Source organism: Paraburkholderia panacisoli, from assembly GCF_008369935.1.
GTDB classification, from domain to species: Bacteria; Pseudomonadota; Gammaproteobacteria; order Burkholderiales; family Burkholderiaceae; genus Paraburkholderia; species Paraburkholderia panacisoli.
This window is the reverse complement of the sequence record NZ_VTUZ01000015.1, coordinates 133,151-152,455: the sequence shown is the minus strand read 5'-3', so window position 1 is coordinate 152,455 and position 19,305 is coordinate 133,151. Positions and strand designations below refer to the sequence as shown.

Genomic DNA, 19,305 nt, shown 5'->3' with positions numbered 1-19,305 from the left:
CCAGAATGCACGACATGGGAATCGGAGAAAACCTTCGCCAGCAGCTGGCCGCGAAAGCGCTGAAGCGGCAATTCGATCGCGCTACTGAAGCAGCGGCCGCGCCGTCGTCGGTGGAGTCGGTGGATACCGGCGCATCGGCGCGCAGCCGTTTCGAAGCGATGCCGCTTTATCAGCAGGTCAGGATCATGCGCGAGATGGGCGAGAAGTTGCACGTCGACTCGCCGTTCTTTCGTGTGCATGACGGCGTCGCGGGCGCGACGACTCGCATCGGCGGCCGCGAATATCTGAACTTCGCGAACTACAACTATCTCGGCTTCGCGGGCGACCCGGGCGTGTCCGCGCGCGCGAAGGCCGCGATCGACCGCTACGGCACGTCGGCATCGGCGAGCCGGATGGTTGCGGGCGAGCGGCCCGTGCAGCGCGCGCTCGAGTGGGCGCTCGCCTCGTTCTACGAAACCGACGACTGCGTCGCGTTCGTAAGCGGCCATGCGACCAACGTCACCGTGATCGGCGCGCTGTTCGGTCCCGGCGATCTGATCGTGCACGACGCGCTCGCGCACAACAGCATCGTGCAGGGCGCGCAGATGAGCGGCGCGAAGCGGCTGAGCTTTCCGCACAACGACTGGCAGGCGCTCGACGAGCTGCTCACGCGTGTGCGCCGCGACTATCGGCACGTGCTGATCGCGATCGAAGGGCTGTACAGCATGGACGGGGATTTTCCCGATCTGCAGCGCTTCGTCGACGTGAAGACGCGTCACGGCGCGTTCCTTATGATCGACGAGGCACATGCGCTCGGCGTACTCGGTGCGTCCGGCAAAGGCATCCGCGAGCATTGCGGCGTCGCGTCCGATCAGGTCGACCTGTGGATGGGCTCGATGAGCAAGACGCTGGCCGGCTGCGGCGGCTTCATCGCCGGCTGCCAGCCGCTCGTCGACATGCTGCGCCATCTTGCTCCCGGCTTCCTGTACAGCGTCGGGATTGCGCCGATGCTGGCCGAAGCGTCGCTGGCGGCGCTCGAGCGTCTGCAGGCCGAACCGGAGCGGGTCGCGCGCTTGCAGGCGAACGGGCGGCAGTTCCTGAGCGAGGCGCGCGCGGCCGGCCTGAACACCGGGACGAGCGAAGGCTACGCGGTCGTGCCCGTCATCACGGGCAGTTCGGTGAAGGCGGCCAAGTGGGCCAACGCGATGTTCGCGGACGGCATCAACGTGCAGCCGATTTTCTATCCGGCCGTCGAGGAAAAGGCCGCGCGACTGCGCTTCTTCGTCTGCTCGACGCATCAGCCCGAGCAGATCAGTCGCACCATCGCGACGCTGGCACGGATCGCATAACGATGACTACCGTGATGGATGCGGCGCACGAAGCCGGCGTGATTGTCGAATCGTCGAAGCCGGCTTCCGGCATCGACGGGCTAAGGTTCTGTCGCGCCTGCGTCGAGGATGCCGTTCAATGCGCGCCGCTGATCTACGCATCGGGCGAGCGCGAGTTTGACTACTTCCTCGGCGTGCCGCCCGACGCGTGCATCGCGTTTCTCGAGGCGGCGTTCCGGTCATCGGCGGGACGCTTTTCGTGGCGACGACATCACGTCGCCGTCGATGCGAGCGGCGTCGTTCTCGGGATACTAGCGGCGCACGACGGCCGCGCAATCCTCTGGGACGACCCGCACATCGCCTGGGCGCTCGTGCGCTTCTTCGGCCTGCGACGCGCCGTTGGCATGCTGCTGCGAGGGCTCGTCCTCGAAAGCGAACTGCCGAAGCCCAAGCGCAACCAGACGCTGATGGCGCATTGCGCGACGGTGGCCATGGCGAGGAGTCGCGGCGTATTCAGCACGCTGTTTCAGTATGCCATCGAAAGCGGGGTTTTCCGTCTGGGCGCCGGCAGGCAACTCGTGCTCGACGTGCTCATCAGCAATCACGCCGCCGGAGCGCTCTATGAACGCCTTGGCTTTGCCTCGGCTGCGGCCGGACGCAACCGGTCCCGCCGCCTTCCGTCGGTACTGCGATCGACCCGCATGCACCTCGATGTGATGCCGGGCAACAAGGAAGGACAATCGTGAAAAAACAGGATGTCGCCGTCGTATTCGGAACCCGGCCGGAAGCCGTGAAAATGGCGCCGCTCGTCCATGCGCTCCGTGCATCCCGCTACCTGAAGCCCGTGGTCATCGTGACCGCGCAGCATCGGGAGATGCTGGATCAGATGCTCAGGATCTTCGACATCGTTCCCGACTACGATCTGGATCTGATGCGTCCGAATCAAGGACTTAGCGAATTGACTGCGCGGTTGACGCTTTCTCTCGACGACGTCTTGAAGGAAGTGAAGCCCCGCGCGATGCTCGTTCAAGGCGATACGACGAGTGTCCTGGCGGCATCGCTGGTGGCTTTCTATCATCGTATTCCAGTGGGCCATGTCGAAGCCGGCTTGCGGACCCGGGACATGCGCAATCCGTTCCCGGAGGAGATGAACCGCGTTTTGACGGGACGTCTCGCGGACTGGCATTTTGCGCCGACGAGATCGGCTGTCGATAATCTGCTCGAGGAAGGCGTGCGGGCGGACTCCGTGTTCATGACGGGGAACACAGTCATCGATGCGCTCCTCGAAGCGCGCAAAAAGCCGGAGGCGGCGGCGCGTGCGGTGGCGCCGGGGCGCAGGATGGTTCTAGTGACGACTCATCGCCGGGAAAACTTCGGCGAGCCGCTGGCGAATATCTGCCTTGCCGTTCGGCAACTTTTGGAAGCCAATTCCGATTTGGACGTGCTCTTTCCTGTACATCCAAATCCGAACGTGTCGGCGGTGGTGCACGCGGTGCTTTCGGGTCATCCTCGTGTTACGTTATGCGAACCGCTTGACTATCTGTCATTCATTTCGGCGATGGACGCGGCGTATTTTGTGATGAGCGACTCCGGAGGCGTGCAGGAAGAAGCGCCTGCACTTGGGAAGCCGGTGCTGGTGTTGCGCGAAGAGACCGAGCGCGCGGAAGCCATCTCCTTTGGCGTCGCGGAACTGGTCGGCACGGACACCAGCCGGATCGTCCAGCGAGCACAAAACCTACTTTCGAGCGGGGAGGACTATCGTCAAATGGCGACCGGTGCGTCGCCTTTTGGGGACGGCCACGCGGCGGGGAGAATTGTCTCGATTCTTGAGAGATCGCTCTCTGGGAATACTTCCTCTGAGCAGGGATTGCTTCAGATGGAAACGTGATTTGGCGGCCGTGGACGCCTTCGTATGCAAGCACGCGTTCGAGCCATAATCCGATTTTTGTGTGACCGCTTTTGCAACTGCCACAAGCATGACTAAGCCGATGTGACGATGGACCTGTCGACGTTGCCCGAAGTCAGTGGGGACGAGTCGCAAGCAGGATGAAAAAGGTGCGCGAAGTTTTCGTTCCGCGATCTCACGAATGCGATTGAAGCTGTCGCGAAAATACTTCTGCACCAATGTATCGACGATATTGATCGTCATCGTCTATGCCGCTGTCGCGGCCGGCCACGCAATGCGGCGGGTTCAACAAGGCACCCGCACAACGGGGGTTGTGCCGTATCTGAATGATGCGACGTTGCTTCAATGTCCCCCAAGTCAGATCTCCCTTGCCAATCCCCTGGCGGATGCAACTCGGAAACGGCCAACCCTCCTGGTGAAATCGCCTGACCGTGGCGGTAGTTAAGGCAGCTTGCCGAAATGCGTCGAAGAGCAACTGTAGCGCGCCCCGGACCTGTTGATCAGGATCGAGCACGACTGAGCCGTTCGGGTGGTACACAAGCCCGATGGGTAACGGTACTTCCAGTTCGTCTAGGCGTGCCTTGTTCTTGATCCAGCGTTGTAGCTGGCCCTTGAGGTTACGAAGTTCAGCCATCGCTAATGGCAACCTTTAACCGTCGTTATCGTTGAAACTGCAGATGCCGTGCTCGTCGAGCATCGCGACCAGACGCAGGACGTGAGGAAGATCGTTACCCAATTGAATGAAATGGGCCGCCACGAATCCGACACATCGTCGTGTGGTGCGACCGTGGGGTTCGTATGAAGGCATCGACAGCGGCGATCGCTTCCAGGTCAAACGTATCGTCGGTAGCCCAGGTGCGCAACTGAGCTTGCAGCTGCACCATCATCGCGCTGAACTTCGGATCGTCGTGAAGGGCACCGCACTTGTCACAAAGGGTGACAAGGAAATCATCTTCACCGAGAATCAATCGACGTAGATCCCGCTGAAATTACACATCGGTTGCTGAACCCAGGCAAGATTCCGCTAGAGTTGATCGAAGTACAGTCGGGCGCCTATCTTGGCGAGGACGATATTGTTCGTTTCGAAGACACGTACGGGCGTTTGGCGAAGGTGTAAGCCCACCCACGTTCAGCCTCTGCGTGCGTCTCGCAGGCCACCTGACGCAGAATTGGAGCTTCCACCAAACCGCGGGCGGCTCACTTCGCTGGCGTCGAGATCATTCGAACTCCTGCAAATTTTTGCCTCCATGTACCCTGATGACGTTGTCCGGCGCAGGCTTGACTTTGCGATTTTGGGTAAATACTGGGTTAGCGAATGTCCTCCGGAACGAGGCGATCGCTAACCTCGTTAATCAGGAGAATTCAGATGACGTTTGATGAAACGCCTCGATGCCAGCGCGGCGACAATCTCGTGTGTACTGACTGTGAATGCATTTTTGAGATGCTTGCGCGTGGGCCACTCGAAGGGCGGTGTACCGTCAAACACGCGATTGCCCAATCCACAGAAGATAGAGAGATCAAGGGGGCAGTGCGTGGCTTCCATTGCCGACGTTGCATGGTGGGATGCGTCGACGAACCCGACAACTGGCTGGCTTCCTATGTCCGTACGCAGCTAAGGGCAATGGCGGGCGATGTCTTTTTGGTATCCCGCCACACCGCGGACTTTACCGCACGCGCGTTGCAGGATCATTTCCTTGCGGAAACGGATGCCGTGCTAAAGCGAATCTTCGATCTTGCAGCGCTAAGGTATTTGCGTGATGGATCGAGCACCATCACGCAAGAGGACGTTACGTTAGCGTTGCGCCTTGTTACATATGAGGGCCGGGGTCCCATGTGAACCTGGACTGGCTGCAGTTGTGCTTGAATCGATTGGCGGCTACGACGTACTGTCGACGAACCTAAAACGTTCCGATCATTGAGGCAAACGGCGGCGCCAACCTCACCGAGCCGGTGCCGCCACACATTCCCGCAATGCCGGCGTCGCAATCGCAACCTGCTTCAAATGCGCATCTGCAGGGAGCGGCCCATTCCGCAATCTTTACGACGCTACCCGCCTGCGACAGTCTCAAGTCCTTCGAGCTACGAAAAAAGACCGAACTCGACGGTCGGGTCCATCCGAACAAACATACGCACATCCGGAACGAGGCAAGGACCGATGAGCGCTTTCGGGGCAACGCGCATTGGGCAAATCGTGTGCAGGACGGGGCGATCACGTGTATTGAGCAAAACTGGATGCAAATGTTCTGATGGGGCGACGGAGAATAGCGATTGAAAACTTTCAATGCCGTGAAATTCCCGTCGACTGTGCATTGGCGAGGGGTAGAAAATGCCGGTCAGATTCGGCGCGACATCAAAAGTCACTCTGTGGGGCCAAAAGAAAGGCAGTTCGTTCAATCAGATGGCCTGTGGTCATCGCGAAATTAGCGTGCGGTGTCACGCCACCTTGCGAGAAACCACGCCGCTGGGTTGGACGAAGGTCGAATGGGTGTATCAATTCAGAGCGAGGTACCCGCCGAGCCCCGGCGGGTACCGTTCACCAAAACGGCGCTTCTTAGCGCAGCCGTGCTTTTAGGTGCCAGGCGCGTCCGCGGAATTCCCAGCTAACGTGGTCAATGGGGTCGCGTCGTTTCATGAGTGTGACGCGCCTCCTGCACCAGCGACACGATTTCCGCATCGAGTTCCGCGCTCATGATTCGGGAGAGCGCGCTGGCAACGCCCGCTCGCTCTGCGGCGTTGCTTGCGTCGCAATATATATTGAGAACGCATCCCTGAACGAAGTGGCGGCCCTCAAACGGATGCACCACGCCTGGACCACTGTATTCTTTAAAGAATTCATCGATTCGTTCCGTAAGCAGAATGTCGATTGGTAGGTGCGGGAACGGGCCATCGCGGCGAGTGCTTAGGATTAGCGGATCCTCAGCGATGGCATTGAGCAGGAACTCGAGCGAAATTGCGTCGCAGTTTCCGTCATCAACGTCGTTAGGAGCGAGGGGCCGCATCAACTTCAAAGCCAAGCTTCCCCACGAGGTAGCTCGATGCCAAACGGCGGCACTCTTTAACTTCGCGTGTCGACGCATGTATGCGGACGACATGCGCAGGGAGTCGGCCCTAGTCGCCCACCGATACATATGCGTTTCATAGTTAATGCGCCGCGCCGCGCGCGCTAGTGCGCTGTTCAGAGCGATGGCGTCGGTGAGGAGTGGTGGCAACGGCTCGCAGCGAAGACTGAGAGCGCGAGCGACAGATTCTACAAGGGCCTTTCGTTCAATCTCTGACGTCATTTGATGGAACTTATTCATTGCAATATCCCTATAGTTCAACGGAACGATGTGAGAGCCAGGCTCATTCAACTGCACGGACGCCGGCAGCGCAATGCCAATATGGGAGCGATGGTAGTGCTCTCATGTCTCGAATGGCGTAGGTACGCAGTCTTCGGCGACCAAAAGCCAATCGGCTGCGCGGACCAACAGGCCGTGAGTGGAAGTGGGCCGTCGGTCCGTCTTGATTGAGATCCCTTAATCGAGCGTTGTCGTCTTCGTCCGCTTCCGGTTCGTGGCCGGGGCCAATTCGGCACGCCACTCGTCCTGCGAGATGGTTGGTATTCCGAGTGCGTCGGCTACGCGTTTGAACGTATCAACCGCATCCAGAAGTTCGCGCTGCGCGATCACCTTGTGGGCTAGCGCGTGCATGATTTTCTCCGGCGCACCGTTGAGCCGCGCTGCAGTCAGTTCTGTTTCGAAGTCGACTGCGCGGTTCAGGACAGCGGCGATCGGCATCTTGAATTGCTGCGCCTTCGCAAAAGATATTGATACAGGAAGCGTAGCCTCCGGCGACACCGCGATGCTTGCTTCGCGTGCATAGTCAGCGACTACTCGGTAGCCATCCTCGATGGCGGTGTTTGCTGGGGCGTCGGTACATAGGATCCGGATGCAGGATGGCGCCACGCCCGCTGCACAAATAGCGCCAAGCGTTTCTACGGTAGCCTGCTGTGACGCTGCGTCCGGAGACGTCGAGATAATGATCGTTTTCAGTTCGGTGAGAACAGTGCGCCTCGCCTGGATGAATGCGACCGTTGCCTTCCGATATTCAGGTGACACATCGATAATTCCCCCGCGCCGGGAAGTCATCAAGGTGCAGTAATGATCCTGAAGTTCATTTTCAATGTCCGTCAAATTTCCGTTGCTCACTTGCTCGCTGGTCGCATCGAGCAGGCTCGGATTCAGGAGCAAGCCTCCTGTCCGTGCGTGAAGAATTTGCGCTGCCGAAGTTTGCGCGGCACTGTTCGAGCTTTGAAAGTGAGCCACAATCAGATGAGTCATGGTTGTTCCTTCGATAGATGTAGATGGAGCGATGAAAAGCGTTAAGGACGTTGCGTACATGAGGGCGTGTCGGCGCGACCATTGTCCTGCGCGCACGCTTCGCGCTTGGCCAGGCGTCTGCGACTCCGGGCGATTTTCGAAGATTCGAGCGGCTGGTAGGTTCGCAAGCGAAATGCGGCCCACAGTCGGTTCTCGACGGGTCGACGAATGCGCGGGATCACAACGGAGCGCAATATCTTGCCGTTGTAACCCGCGTGCAGGCAGACAAGAAGGACCGCGCTAAGCGCGACCAGCGCGTCATCGACATGGCAGTCCCGGTGGTCGAGATAGCTCGCGTACGCACGAAGCGTATCCTCCGGAATATCGAGGATGGAAGCTGGCGACAGACTGTGCGAGCGCAGGAAGTCTTCAAACTGCAACCATAGTGGCAGCAGCGTTTCGACGGCCTTTTTGCTGCTGTACCGATTAAGCGTGGCGCGAGCGTCCCCGGTGAGTGGTGATTCAAGCACGTTGTCTTGCTCTTTCATAGATGTTCAGGTTGCGTTCGTTGTTTAATTTGGAATACATATTAATTTGATTTATGCTTGATTCCTTTCCCTCCATGGTTGATTTGGAAGCGCGGTCCGCGCGCCCGCCCTGGTCGTCTGGAAGCGGCGCCGTTGTCTTGAGGTTGATCGTCTGGACGACCTGTTGCCGACGTCTGCAGATTCCTCGTTCGCTGTCTGGGAACGAAGTCGCTCGGCAGCTGAATTTTTTCGGGGAACCGGTGGCGAATCTGCCAGCAGTAGACCTCAAGAATCATCTTTACCCGCGACGGGCCGTGTCCAAGGCGGTCGGATAGTTGAGTCAGTACATCGACAGGCGGTATGCCTCGATCCAGTGCGGCGTTCGCAAAGTCGACAGCGTACGTGAATCTCAGGCTGTGACTAGCAAGCTCCCGGCGCATTGGCAGTTGATCAAAGCGTAACTTGAGGCGGGATTTGGCGCTTTTTAGATCGTCATGGCAGCCGCTCACCAGCTCAAAATCGCGGTCGCGGCAGAACGCCAACGCTGCGTTGATGGCCTCGAGCGTTTCGTCGACGTGATCCGCAAGCACTTCGGTGCGACGGGGACGCCCGTTCTTGGCGCCCCGCTCGATAGGCAGGCGAAGATCGCCCTGCAAGATCAGATCTCGCCAGGTTTCCAGTGACTTGCCGCACATGAGTGCTTCGCGCATGCGAAGTCCAAGCCAACGCATCAGTCGAATCACGTGCACGACACTGTTATCCAACGCTTGGGCCGCGGCGAGCAAGTCGTTGAATTCCTGCTGCGTGCGCGCACGATGCCTGCCATGTCGGTCCCGTCGCTCAAGCTGGAGGTCCCGGCTGCTGGTTGAGCCGGACATATCCTGTCCGGCAGTCGCCTGTATCACTGAGAGCGACGCCCGATAGTTCGCGAGCGTGCCAGGTTTCATCGCCCCCGCAACGAGGAACCAGACAAAGAACTCGAGCATCCAGTCTTCCGCTTCATTGACTGTTTCCAGCGTGTGACCAATCCGGGCTGCGAAACGCGAAAACTCGCTCCAATGTAAGCGACGGTGCTTCTGTGAGTCTTTGCTTCCGCCTGCTTTGAGGCTCATCTGTGCGGCATGGTTGACGCCTCTTGATCTTCGTCCCATACGGTTCCTTTCCTGTGACAGGTTGTTCCGCCTCTACCTGAGCCTCAAGCGCGGGCGGGACGCGAATGAGGGCACCCTGTTGCCATCGGCTGCGATGGCGACGTGTCCCATAAGGACACTTGATTGAGCGGGATCAACGAGGGCGCGACGTTGATCTGCTGTGTGATTCGGAAGTGCAAGAAATTGGGCAGAGGCGGTTTAGCTGAGGGTCCCCGGTTGACACCGGCGGAAAGGTCTGCGCGCTTGGAAGTGAGAGCCCGGGGCGGGACGAACACCGTGCGTCGCCAGGCGACGCATTCGATGTCCAACCGCATTCGTGTGCATGCAGCACGTGGGCGATGACGGCTCGCGTGAGGGCGAGCGCGATGTGGGCGGAAATTCGGGTGAGCAAGTCACGTCGAGATCGCGCTTGAGGGTGTGGGAAATGATCGATATGCGCCATTGCGGCGCGTCGCAGACCGAAACGATCTATGGGCTCGAGCGGCTCGAGCGTCTCAAAGATGCAAAGGAAGCGTACGATTATCCGCAGGCGGACAATCGAAGCTTGCTGGTGACCCCGGCTGCACCGGGAACCAGCTCAATTGCTTGGATAAACCACACAAAACAGTGCTGTGCCACGCTCAGATGGCGAGTCATTCGGGGCGGCCTCTGCATCAGAGGAGCGTGCGATGGATGTCGACTCAGCCCGGAGTCGTCCAGATGGACGCGGGCGGGGTCGATGCGTCGACGGCGCTTGAGAAATCCGCGCTCGTTGACAGCGCAAGCAGGGAGAAGACGGGCAGTTTAGGCCGCGTGCTTTGTCATGGTGGTGTGCTGCGAGCTGCAGCCAGAAAGGTGGTTTTCGCTGGGCGGACTACGAGAGCCGTGCCCGGGGCGTTCATCGATGCGTCAGAGACGCGTAGAAGCTATTTTCGCTGGACCGACTACAAGAGCCGTGCCCGAGGCGTTCTTAAAAAGGCTCTTCCGGCAGTGCAAGGGAGCTCGACCGAAGTCGTCACTGTTGCAGGGTGCCAGTCAAGCAATTGGCATGGATACCATGCCGAGCCGTTGCGTCAGAGACGCGGAACTTGGAGCAACACTATCACAGTCTTTTGCGTTTGAAAATCGTGATCATCTGAATTTGTGGGATCAATGGCAAAAGACCCGATTTTTCTCACGTAAGGCATCGAAAGACGCCAAAAAACAAGCGTCTTTCGAAGCTTCACCCTGAACAGCAGGAGCGGCGACAACGACTAGACGTCGAGCCGCCTCTGACAATCGCGCTCGAACTGAAGCGTCGTTTGCAGCAGAACGAACTGGTCGCGGGAACCTTGACGCACTACCCGCGCTATGCCCAACTCCGTCTCGATCGACCGCTACGGCACGTCGGCGTCGGCGAACCGCATGGTCGCGGGAGAGCGTCGGTGCAGCGTGAACTCGAAATGGCGCTCGCGTTGTTCTATGAGGTCCACGATTGCGTCGTGTTCGTCAGCGGCCACGGGACCAACGTGATCGTGATCGGCTCTCTATGCGGTTCTGGCGGCCTGATCGTGCACGACTCGCTCGCGCACAACAGCATCGTACAGGGCGCGCAGTTGAGCGGCGCGAAGCGCCTGAGTTTCGCGCACAACGACTGGCAGGCGCTCGACGCGCTGCTCGCGCGCGTGCGGCACGACTACCGGCGGGTGCTGATCGCGATCGAAGGCTTGTACAGCATGGATGGCGATATTCCCGATCTCGCGCAGTTCGTCGACATCAAGCGCCGCCACGCGGCGTTTCTGATGGTCGACGAAGCGCATTCGCTGGGCGTGCTGGGTGAGCGGGGCAAGGGCGTTCGCGAGCATTGCGGTGTTGCGAGCGGGGATGTCGATATCTGGATGGGTACGCTCAGCAAGACGCTGGCCGGTTGCGGCGGTTTTATCGCCGGGTCGCGGGCGTTGATCGATATTCTGCGGCACCTCGCGCCGGGCTTCCTGTATAGCGTCGGCCTCGCGCCGGCACTCGCGGCGGCGTCGCTGGCCGCGCTCGAACGCCTGATCGCCGAGCCCGAACGGGTGGCGCTGCTGCGCGCTCGCGGCAAACAGTTTCTCGACGAAGCGCGCGCGGCGGGCCTCGATACCGGCAAGAGCGCGGGCTACGCGGTCGTGCCGATCATCACCGGCAGCACGCTGAAGGCGGCGCAATGGGCCAACGCGATGTTCGCGGACGGCATCAACGTGCAGCCGATTTTCTATCCGGCGGTCGAAGAGAAGGCGGCGCGTCTGCGGTTTTTCATCTGCTCGACGCACGAGCCCGAGCAGATCAGCCGAACCATTGCGGCGCTCAAACGACTGCCGCGCTAACGAGAAAGCAAAGAGAAGACTTCCTGTCATGTACGCCGTCGAACCCGTGCGCGCCGAAGCGCTTCATCGCGACCCCGAATGGGGCGAGTTGCGCTTTCGCCCCGCGAGAGCGGAAGATGCCGAGGCTTGCGCGCCGCTGATTTTCGCATCGGGCGTGCGGGAGTTCGGTTTCTTTCTCGGCGAAACCGCTGACTTGTGCATCGAGTTTCTCGCGTTTGCGTTCGCGTCGAAATTCGGGCGCTTCTCGTACCGGCGTCACCCGGTTGCCGTTACTGGCGTCGATCAGGTGGCGGCGGTGCTCGCGGTGCACGACGGCCGCGAGACTTGGTTCGACGATCCACATGTCGCGTTGATGCTGTTGCTGTTCTTCGGCTTGCCCCGCACGGTTCGGATGCTATTGCGCGGGCTCGTGCTGGAGAGTGAATTGCCGGCGCCGAAATCGTCGCAAACGCTGATCGCCCATTGCGCGACGCACGAGACGATGCGCGGCACGGGGGTGTTCAGCGCGCTGTTCGCCAACGCACTGCATGCGGGTGCGATGGATGGCGACGGCGGCCGGCAGATCGTACAGGATGTGCTGGTGAGCAATACCCGTGCATACGCTCTGTATCGACGCTTGGGGTTTGTCGAGTTGCCGCGCCGTGGCCCGGTCTCGCCGCGTTTGCCGCGTGAGCTCGAATCGGTGCGGATGGGGTTTGTGGGAAGGGGGCGGGGGGGCGAGACAAACCCGATCAAACGGATTTATAGATCGGTGTGCGAATAAAAAATGCAATTCCGTTACGGTTCAAGAGGCTCCGTTGGCAGAAGTAGCGCTTTCGGAGTGATGTACCAGTGTCCGTTAAAACAATAGGAAAAAAAAGGAAGTAAAAAGATGCACATTCATCCGGTGATTCTTTGCGGTGGAAGTGGGACGCGACTGTGGCCGATGTCACGCGGTGGATATCCCAAGCAGTACCTCAAGTTGACTGGCGAAAATACCCTGATTCAGCAGACCGCGTTGCGGCTGCGCGCGATCAAGGACATGTCGTCTTCGATCGTCGTGACAAATACTGAGCAGCGCTTTCTGGTTGCCGAGCAGTTGCGAGAGGTCAAGGTCGAGTCGTCGGCGATCGTGCTTGAGCCTACGAGCCGAAACACGGCGGCTGCTATCGCAGTATCGGCGCTCCTTGCCATGCGCGATTCTCCGGAGTCGTTGTTGCTTGTTCTGCCGTCTGATCACGTTATTACTGGCGAAGCGGTTTTTGTCAAAGCGGTCGAGTCTGCCGCCCAGATTGCGAAAGATGGCTACCTGGTTACCTTCGGCATTGCTCCGACTGAACCGCATACGGGTTATGGTTACATTCGTGCGGGCGCTGAACTCGTTAAAGGCGAGAAGGTGTTTGCTGTCGATTCATTTGTCGAAAAGCCAGATGTGGTGTCGGCGGGACGCTTCCTCGCGGACGGCGGATACTACTGGAACAGTGGCATGTTCATGCTGAAGGCTTCCACTTACATGGAAGAACTGCGCCGCTATGAGCCGGAAATCGCGCTGCAGGCCGAGCTTTCGCTGAACGCCGCGCAGCGCGACCATGACTTCGTGCGCCTCGACGCGCAAACCTTCTCCGCGTGCCCGAACATCTCCGTCGACCACGCGGTGATGGAGAAGACGAAGCGCGCCGCCGTGGTGGCGGTATCGGATCTCGGCTGGAACGATATCGGTTCGTGGACCGCGCTCGCCGACATCGCCGAGCGCAATGCGCAAGACAACGCACTGATTGGCGACGTGCTCACCGATGCAGTGACGAACTCGTACATTCGCGCTGAACACCGACTGGTGGCTGCAATCGGTCTGGACAACGTCGTGATCGTCGAGACCGCCGACGCCGTGCTGGTCGCGCATCGCGATAAGGCGCAGGACGTCAAGAAGATCGTTGCCCAATTGAATGAAATGGGGCGCCACGAATTCGTCACGCATCGTCGCGTGGTGCGCCCATGGGGTTCGTACGAAGGCATCGACAGCGGCGACCGGTTCCAGGTCAAGCGCATCGTCGTCAGCCCCGGGGCGCAATTGAGCTTGCAGATGCATCATCATCGCGCGGAACACTGGATCGTCGTGAAGGCACCGCACTGGTCACGAACGGCGACAAGGAAATCATCCTGACCGAGAATCAGTCGACGTACATCCCGGTCGGAGTCACGCATCGGTTGCTGAACCCGGGCATGATTCCGCTGGAGTTGATCGAAGTGCAGTCGGGCGCCTATCTCGGCGAGGACGACATTGTGCGTTTCGAAGACACCTATGGGCGTGTAGCCAAGGCTTAACGGAGTTCGCTTTACGCGCTTTCGTATGTTTGGCATGCTTACCGAGGCCACCCGTCGCAAGACTGGTGGCTTTTTTTATCCTCCGGCATCTGCCATGTGTATTCTCCGCCAGACACAACTTAACCCGCACCCGCTAAACTGAACGTTACCGCAGCTCACAATAGCCGGTCGCAGCCTACCCACGCATAGCGCCGCTAATTCCCATCCCCCGATCGGAGAACTCATGACCCAGCCCAAAGCCGTCGAATACTCCGCAGCGTCCCCCGAAGTCAAAGCCGTCTACGACGACATCAAGCAGACCCGCCAGGTCGACGACGTCAACAACTTCTGGAAGTACATCGCGCAGCATCCACCGACGCTCGCGCGCACATGGGACAGTCTGAAAGACGTGATGGCACCCGGCGCACTCGATCCGTTGATCAAGGAGTTGCTCTACGTCGCGGTGAGCGTGACGAACAACTGCGGCTACTGTGTCGCGAGTCACACGGCCGCCGCGCGCCGCGCGGGCATGACCGACGAGATGTTCGGCGAGCTGATGGCAGTAGTTGGGATGGCTAACGAAACCAATCGTCTCGCGGTTGGCTATCGCGTGCCGATCGACACGGCTTTCGAGTAAAGCCACGATCGCAAACTCGCCAACGGCGTGCGCCGCGAAGCGAGAAAAGCAAAAGCAAACCATAGCAAAGCAGGCGCCCGCCGCAAATCGCAAGCGACATAAGCGGTGCCTGCTTCGCAACTTTCACATACCGAAGTGTCGAAGGCGCGCCGCTCACATTGGCGTGACCACTCCCACCGGATACGAAGGCAGGTGCTCGTAAGGCTTGAACACCGGTCCGCAACCGACGTGAACCGGCGGGTACCCGTCCCAGCCGGGGTGGACGAAAACCGGTGGCACGACACCACCGTTGCATCCCCCTGGGTCGCCACGCGTGATGTAGGCAATGCCGCCGCGCACGGATTGCGTCGCCGCATGGTCGAGTTCGTCGAAGCGGGACAGGTCTTTGAGCACGTGCGCGGCAACCCTCTCCCTGCAGGGAAGGATAGCGCGGACGCCGTAGGCGTCCTTCCTCGGCCCTAGTGCGGCGTTCGCTGTTGCTCGATGTACTGGCGGATGACATTGATCGGCGCCCCGCCGCAGCTACCGGTGAAATAGGACGGCGACCAAAGCGCACCGCCCCACAGCGTGCGCCGGATGCTCGGGTGATTCTTCTTTCGGATCATTCGACTCGAAACGCCTTTCAGGCTGTTCACCAGTGCCGATACGGGGACCTTAGGCGGGTAGTTCACCAGCAGGTGTACATCTTCCTCGCCATCGAACTCGACTAGCTCGGCCTCGAAGTCGGCGCACACACTCGTGAAGACGCCGCGCATATCGTCGAGGATCTCTTTCGTAAACACGCCACGCCGGTACCTGGTCACGAAGACCAAATGCACGTGCATCAAGAATATGCAGTGGCGTCCGTTTCGAATATCGTTGTCTGTAGTCATAGACCAAATTATGATCGTGTCTATGGAACGACTCCAGGCCTTCAAATTCGAATTGATGCCAACCGCCGGGCAGGTGCGCAAGATGCGCCAGTTCGCGGGCGCGTGTCGGTTCGTCTATAACAAGGCGTTGGCGCTCCAGAAGGAAAACCACGCGGCCGGCGGAAAGTTTATCGGCAAGTTTGCGATGAAAAAGTGCTTCACTGAATGGCGCAACAGCGCGGCTACTCCGTGGCTCGCGGATGCGCCGCGCCATCCTGTCGACGAGGCGATTCTCGACCTTGATCGTGCGTTTCAGAACTTCTTTGCTAAACGCGCCGACTTCCCGCAGTTCAAGCGCAAAGGGAAGTCATCCGACAGTTTCCGCTATCCCGATCCCAAGCAGATCAAACTGGATCGCGAGAACGGCCGCATTTCGCTGCCGAAGCTCGGCTATATCCGCTACCGCAACAGCCGCATGGTACTCGGCGAAGTACGCAGCGCGACGGTATCGCATCGCGCCGGCAAGTGTTACGTGTCGATCCTCACGAAACGCGAGGTCGCGCAGCCGGTGCCGCACGGCCCGGCGGTCGGTATCGACGTCGGCGTGGCTCGCCTCGCGACCATGAGCGACGGCAAGTTCATCGCGCCGCTCGCGAGCTTCAAAAAGCACGAGCAACGCCTCGCGAAATATCAGCGCCGCATGTCGCGCAAGGTCAAGGGCTCGTCGAACTGGAAAAAGGCGAAGGCCCGCGTGCAGCGCATCCACGCTCGCATCGCGGACGCCCGCAAAGACTTCCTGCACAAAGCATCGAACACGATCAGCAAAAACCACGCAATGATCGCCGTCGAAGACTTGCAGGTGCGCAACATGAGCAAATCGGCGAGCGGTACGGCCGACGCGCCGGGGCGCAATGTCCGCGCCAAAAGTGGGCTCAATAAGTCGATTCTGGATCAAGGCTGGTTCGAGTTCCGCCGCCAACTCGAATACAAAACCGCATGGCGCGGCGGTTTCTTTGTCGCCGTCCCGGCGGCCAACACGAGCCGCACGTGCCCATGCTGCGGCCATATGTCGGCCGACAATCGTCGCACGCAAGCCCTGTTCGCGTGTGTGCGCTGCGGTCATGAAGCAAACTCCGATCACGTCGGCGCGATCAATGTTTTAGAGCGCGGACAGCGCTTGTTAGCCTGTGGAGAAACGGTGCAGTCAGGCCGTTCGAAGAAGCAGGAACCCGCCGAAGCTGCCCAAGCCATTGCGGCTTGGGTGCAGTAGGAATCCCCGCCCTTTAGGGGCCTTTAGGGCGGGGAGGATGTCAAGATCAGGGTTGTCATGGTGGATTTCCTAGAAGGTTGGATTGGCAACGAGCCCGGACAACGCCGCGCTCACGCAATCCATTTACACACACCATGCCATGCGCCGCAAAAGCGGCGTGGGCTTCACTCGATGCAAACATGCGCGCGCAAAGTGATAGTCATGGACCAACTTGCGAAGCGCCGGATGTCGTGACGGCGCCGACACTCTTCTCTCGAACGCTGGACCGCGCGCTCGAATCCACACATCAAGGAGCGGTCGACGTCAGCCCGTAAGCCCGCGCCATTGCGCGAGCAACGCGGGCAATTCGGCCATGTCCTGAAAGACGTGCACCGCGCCCGCGCCATGCAGCGCGGTCGCGCTGCTATGGCCGAGTTCTGCCGGACAATAGCCGAACACCGTCGCACCTGCGGCGACGCCCGCGGTCGCGCCCGTCACCGTGTCTTCCACCACCGCGCAACGTTTCGGGTTCACGCCCAACGCGGCGGCGGCCGCCAGGTACACATCGGGAAACGGTTTGCTGCGAGGCATTTCGTGACCGCTGAAAATGCGTCCTTCGAAGCAGTCGAGAATACCGGCCTTGGCCAACTGCAATTCGACCTTGATCCGGTCGGCGCCGGACGCGACCGCAATGCGTCCGTCCAGCGCGGTATGAAGTGCTCGCACCGCCGATGCCGCGCCAGCAATAGCCTGCAATTCGCGATCGAGCGCCGTATTGCGGCGCTCGCGAAACTGCATGAGCCAGTCGGTGGTGATCGCGAAGCCGGTGCGCGCTTCGATCAGCGCGGCTTCGTCCTTGACGGTCTTGCCGACGAAAATGCGCATCGTCTCTTCGACGCTCAAGTGCCAGCCCAGCTCGCCGAGCATCTCGGTCAGCACGCGGTTGGTGATGGGTTCGGAGTCGACGAGCACGCCGTCGCAGTCGAAGAGTACGGCATCGAAGGGAAAATCGGCCATCGGGCAGGGTGGGGATAGAGGTCGCGGAACCGGCAAGGATACCTCACCGGACCGCGCGCCGCCGCGCGAAGGCTGTGCAACCGCAACGCCAGGGCTGCGCAAGAACCGCGCGTAGGCATTGCTACTACAACGCAACCCGCCTTCACGCGATCACATCCTCATTCCTTATACCCGTCGCTCAGCGTCTTCATGAACGCGATGATGTCCTGAATATCCTGATCGGTCATCGCGGGCTGGTCGCCGAACTTGCGGTCGAACGGCGCGTCGGCGGAATCGATGTTGGCGTGATACTGAGGCGGCAGGTCGTTGTACTTCTGCACCTTGCCCGACGGATCGCGCGGATAGATCTTCGCGGGTGCCGTATTGCGCAGGTTGTAGAAGTCCATCACCTGCTTGAGGTCGTGATACACGCCGTTATGGAAGAACACCTTGCGCTCGGCGACGTTGCGCAGCGTCGGCGTCAGGAACATGCCGCAGTACTGCGTCTGTTTCGCGAGATCGTCGCGGAACGGGCCGCACATTCACGTCGATGCAAATGGCGTCCCCGTCAGTGCCATCCGGACCGGCGCGAACCGCAACGACGTTACCCAATTGCTACCGCTCGTCGATGCCATGACGCCGATTCGCAGTTTACGTGGCCGGCCGTTTCAGAAGCCTAAAGTCATTTACGCCGATCGCGGCTACGCTCCGAACCACATCGCCGGAAACTTCGCAAACGCGGCATCCCGGTGATCGCAAAGCACCGGACCGAGCACGGCAGTGACCTCGGCAAATTTTGCTGGGTGGTCGAGCGGGCTCACGCATGATTCTACAACTTTCGTCGTCGTCGCATTCGCTTTGATCGTCGCGCCGACATTCACGAAGCTTTCCTCAAACTCGGTTGCTCCCTCGTCTGCTGGAACATCTTCAGGCGTTCAGAACAGCCTTTTGAAACGGTCTCTAAGTAGTTCTCCCTATGAAACAATGACCGGATTCCGCCGTTAAAAGCTTCAGATTAGACGGGAACATAGTGAGCTGTCGAACGTGAGAACGCTAACGTTTGCGCAGAAATGGTGGCGACCGTTTCACGCGGGTAGACGACAGACATTCAGTGCTTCAGAAGTTCGAAGGAGACGAATGTTGAGACGAATGTGGACGCCACGGAGACCGAGATCGGAGAGCTGGAAAAGACGGTGAACGCTTTGGTCTTTTGCCCCCCCGACTTATCCGTCGGGAATACTGGGGGTCGCGCAGACAGAAAGCTGCTGGAGCGTCTTGGGGATAGCGGCGTTGAACTGGCAACGACTAGACGTGTACCTTGATCTGCCAAGGAATGATTCCGCGGAGCGTTTCGCCACAGCATCCGATGACGGACTCATTAAAAAGTCTCGAAGTCGCATCCTGACAGGAGGTATGGCTTTCGCCAGGCAGTAGGCCGTCGTGACAGACGTCGATTATCTGGCACACGTAGTCAGCGGCTGCATGTAGCGACCGCTCGTACGAGCGCGTGCGCCGCAGTCACGTGAGACGTGCTGCGACTACCCTCACGCTCGCGTTGCGTTTCATGAATTCACGTTAGCTGCTCGAACGCTGACGCAAACGTTTGGCGAAGCCGGGTCAGTCCAGATCAATCGAATATACGGCGGCCAGTTGCTTGTGAACGCTGTCCATCGTCAGGCCTTCCTCGCCGGGTTCTATCAGAGGCAGCAGATGTTCGCCCATGCCACGCGCCGGACACAAGCCTCATCGTGGGCCCGTTCGACGCATTGGGAGCATGGCTGA

The 19,305-nt window shown here is 59.7% G+C and carries 16 protein-coding genes and 5 pseudogenes; 11 read left to right on the top strand and 10 right to left on the bottom strand.

Annotated elements, in window-relative coordinates; genetic code table 11:
- Positions 1-14 precede the first annotated feature (14 nt).
- The 3 genes from FVF58_RS23030 to wecB are packed head-to-tail and all read left to right on the top strand — an operon-like array spanning position 15 to position 3,195.
- Positions 15-1,328 (top strand): aminotransferase class I/II-fold pyridoxal phosphate-dependent enzyme, encoded by a 1,314-nt coding sequence (locus FVF58_RS23030; RefSeq protein WP_149672141.1) that lies wholly within the window; start codon positions 15-17, stop codon positions 1,326-1,328.
- Positions 1,329-1,330: 2 nt separating this feature from the next.
- The gene (locus FVF58_RS23025) at positions 1,331-2,053 is read left to right on the top strand and encodes a GNAT family N-acetyltransferase (RefSeq protein ID WP_246217159.1); all 723 of its coding nucleotides are present in this window, start codon (positions 1,331-1,333) and stop codon (positions 2,051-2,053) included.
- Positions 2,050-3,195 carry a non-hydrolyzing UDP-N-acetylglucosamine 2-epimerase gene (wecB, locus tag FVF58_RS23020; protein WP_149672140.1) on the top strand — a complete coding sequence of 382 codons (1,146 nt, stop codon included), beginning with the start codon at positions 2,050-2,052 and terminating at the stop codon, positions 3,193-3,195. The genes FVF58_RS23025 and wecB overlap by 4 nt, the downstream gene beginning before the upstream one ends.
- A 193-nt stretch (positions 3,196-3,388) precedes the next feature.
- Here the strand turns inward: wecB and FVF58_RS23015 are convergent, their stop codons facing one another.
- Entirely contained in the window at positions 3,389-3,847 is a 459-nt protein-coding gene (locus FVF58_RS23015; protein WP_246217158.1) for a hypothetical protein, read from the bottom strand.
- Positions 3,848-3,868: 21 nt separating this feature from the next.
- On the opposite strand from FVF58_RS23015, the pseudogene FVF58_RS23010 reads away from it, so the two are divergent.
- Positions 3,869-4,330 (top strand): annotated as a pseudogene (locus FVF58_RS23010) (cupin domain-containing protein); the annotation flags it as partial.
- 249 nt (positions 4,331-4,579) lie between these two features.
- Entirely contained in the window at positions 4,580-5,050 is a 471-nt protein-coding gene (locus tag FVF58_RS23005; RefSeq protein ID WP_149672139.1) for a hypothetical protein, read from the top strand.
- 242 nt (positions 5,051-5,292) lie between these two features.
- On the opposite strand, the gene FVF58_RS23000 is transcribed toward FVF58_RS23005, so the two are convergent.
- The 5 genes from FVF58_RS23000 to FVF58_RS22980 form a co-directional block, all read right to left on the bottom strand.
- Positions 5,293-5,607: a hypothetical protein gene (locus tag FVF58_RS23000; protein WP_149672138.1), complete on the bottom strand. Its 315-nt coding sequence runs from the start codon at positions 5,605-5,607 to the stop codon at positions 5,293-5,295.
- Between the two features lie 215 nt (positions 5,608-5,822).
- Positions 5,823-6,512: a hypothetical protein gene (locus tag FVF58_RS22995; protein ID WP_149672137.1), complete on the bottom strand. Its 690-nt coding sequence runs from the start codon at positions 6,510-6,512 to the stop codon at positions 5,823-5,825.
- A gap of 216 nt (positions 6,513-6,728) precedes the next feature.
- Positions 6,729-7,532 (bottom strand): hypothetical protein, encoded by an 804-nt coding sequence (locus tag FVF58_RS22990; protein WP_149672136.1) that lies wholly within the window; start codon positions 7,530-7,532, stop codon positions 6,729-6,731.
- 41 nt (positions 7,533-7,573) lie between these two features.
- Complete coding sequence (locus FVF58_RS22985) at positions 7,574-8,059, bottom strand: hypothetical protein (RefSeq protein ID WP_246217157.1); 486 nt, start codon at positions 8,057-8,059, stop codon at positions 7,574-7,576.
- Between the two features lie 41 nt (positions 8,060-8,100).
- Positions 8,101-9,150 (bottom strand): integrase domain-containing protein, encoded by a 1,050-nt coding sequence (locus tag FVF58_RS22980; RefSeq protein ID WP_246217156.1) that lies wholly within the window; start codon positions 9,148-9,150, stop codon positions 8,101-8,103.
- Positions 9,151-10,533: 1,383 nt separating this feature from the next.
- On the opposite strand from FVF58_RS22980, the pseudogene FVF58_RS22970 reads away from it, so the two are divergent.
- The 4 genes and pseudogenes from FVF58_RS22970 to FVF58_RS22955 form a co-directional block, all read left to right on the top strand.
- Positions 10,534-11,510: pseudogene (locus tag FVF58_RS22970) on the top strand (aminotransferase class I/II-fold pyridoxal phosphate-dependent enzyme); the annotation flags it as partial.
- A gap of 28 nt (positions 11,511-11,538) precedes the next feature.
- The gene (locus tag FVF58_RS22965; protein WP_149672134.1) at positions 11,539-12,273 is read left to right on the top strand and encodes a GNAT family N-acetyltransferase; all 735 of its coding nucleotides are present in this window, start codon (positions 11,539-11,541) and stop codon (positions 12,271-12,273) included.
- 108 nt (positions 12,274-12,381) lie between these two features.
- Positions 12,382-13,811, top strand: a pseudogene (locus FVF58_RS22960) (mannose-1-phosphate guanylyltransferase/mannose-6-phosphate isomerase).
- 223 nt (positions 13,812-14,034) lie between these two features.
- Positions 14,035-14,427, top strand: a complete 393-nt coding sequence (locus FVF58_RS22955) for a carboxymuconolactone decarboxylase family protein (protein ID WP_149672133.1) — start codon at positions 14,035-14,037, stop codon at positions 14,425-14,427.
- A 153-nt stretch (positions 14,428-14,580) separates the two neighbouring features.
- Here the strand turns inward: FVF58_RS22955 and FVF58_RS22950 are convergent, their stop codons facing one another.
- Both FVF58_RS22950 and tnpA read right to left on the bottom strand, forming a co-directional pair.
- Positions 14,581-14,820: a hypothetical protein gene (locus FVF58_RS22950; RefSeq protein WP_246217155.1), complete on the bottom strand. Its 240-nt coding sequence runs from the start codon at positions 14,818-14,820 to the stop codon at positions 14,581-14,583.
- 65 nt (positions 14,821-14,885) lie between these two features.
- Positions 14,886-15,299 (bottom strand): IS200/IS605 family transposase, encoded by a 414-nt coding sequence (gene tnpA / locus FVF58_RS22945; RefSeq protein WP_149672131.1) that lies wholly within the window; start codon positions 15,297-15,299, stop codon positions 14,886-14,888.
- A 22-nt stretch (positions 15,300-15,321) separates the two neighbouring features.
- Between tnpA and FVF58_RS22940 the strand changes: the two genes are divergently transcribed.
- A complete protein-coding gene (locus tag FVF58_RS22940; RefSeq protein ID WP_149672130.1) occupies positions 15,322-16,548 on the top strand; it encodes an RNA-guided endonuclease InsQ/TnpB family protein in 1,227 nt (408 codons plus the stop codon).
- Positions 16,549-16,851: 303 nt separating this feature from the next.
- Here FVF58_RS22940 and FVF58_RS22935 read toward each other — a convergent pair whose 3' ends face one another.
- Together FVF58_RS22935 and FVF58_RS22930 are read right to left on the bottom strand one after the other, a co-directional pair.
- Positions 16,852-17,544, bottom strand: coding sequence for an HAD family hydrolase (locus tag FVF58_RS22935; RefSeq protein WP_149672129.1), 693 nt, complete (start codon positions 17,542-17,544; stop codon positions 16,852-16,854).
- A gap of 158 nt (positions 17,545-17,702) precedes the next feature.
- Positions 17,703-18,065: pseudogene (locus tag FVF58_RS22930) on the bottom strand (cytochrome-c peroxidase); the annotation flags it as partial.
- On the opposite strand from FVF58_RS22930, the pseudogene FVF58_RS22925 reads away from it, so the two are divergent.
- Positions 18,061-18,491, top strand: a pseudogene (locus FVF58_RS22925) (transposase); the annotation flags it as partial. The pseudogenes FVF58_RS22930 and FVF58_RS22925 overlap by 5 nt on opposite strands.
- Between the last annotated feature and the right edge of the window lie 814 nt (positions 18,492-19,305).

What these genes read in the sequence shown, in the direction of transcription:
- FVF58_RS23030 (WP_149672141.1), top strand. Translation starts at nt 15, where the DNA reads ATGGGAATCGGAGAAAACCTTCGCCAGCAGCTGGCCGCGAAAGCGCTG.
- FVF58_RS23025 (WP_246217159.1), top strand. Translation starts at nt 1,331, where the DNA reads ATGACTACCGTGATGGATGCGGCGCACGAAGCCGGCGTGATTGTCGAA.
- FVF58_RS23015 (WP_246217158.1), bottom strand. Translation starts at nt 3,847, where the DNA reads ATGGCTGAACTTCGTAACCTCAAGGGCCAGCTACAACGCTGGATCAAG.
- FVF58_RS23005 (WP_149672139.1), top strand. Translation starts at nt 4,580, where the DNA reads ATGACGTTTGATGAAACGCCTCGATGCCAGCGCGGCGACAATCTCGTG.
- FVF58_RS22995 (WP_149672137.1), bottom strand. Translation starts at nt 6,512, where the DNA reads ATGAATAAGTTCCATCAAATGACGTCAGAGATTGAACGAAAGGCCCTT.
- FVF58_RS22990 (WP_149672136.1), bottom strand. Translation starts at nt 7,532, where the DNA reads ATGACTCATCTGATTGTGGCTCACTTTCAAAGCTCGAACAGTGCCGCG.
- FVF58_RS22985 (WP_246217157.1), bottom strand. Translation starts at nt 8,059, where the DNA reads ATGAAAGAGCAAGACAACGTGCTTGAATCACCACTCACCGGGGACGCT.
- FVF58_RS22980 (WP_246217156.1), bottom strand. Translation starts at nt 9,150, where the DNA reads ATGAGCCTCAAAGCAGGCGGAAGCAAAGACTCACAGAAGCACCGTCGC.
- FVF58_RS22965 (WP_149672134.1), top strand. Translation starts at nt 11,539, where the DNA reads ATGTACGCCGTCGAACCCGTGCGCGCCGAAGCGCTTCATCGCGACCCC.
- FVF58_RS22955 (WP_149672133.1), top strand. Translation starts at nt 14,035, where the DNA reads ATGACCCAGCCCAAAGCCGTCGAATACTCCGCAGCGTCCCCCGAAGTC.
- tnpA (WP_149672131.1), bottom strand. Translation starts at nt 15,299, where the DNA reads ATGACTACAGACAACGATATTCGAAACGGACGCCACTGCATATTCTTG.
- FVF58_RS22940 (WP_149672130.1), top strand. Translation starts at nt 15,322, where the DNA reads ATGGAACGACTCCAGGCCTTCAAATTCGAATTGATGCCAACCGCCGGG.
- FVF58_RS22935 (WP_149672129.1), bottom strand. Translation starts at nt 17,544, where the DNA reads ATGGCCGATTTTCCCTTCGATGCCGTACTCTTCGACTGCGACGGCGTG.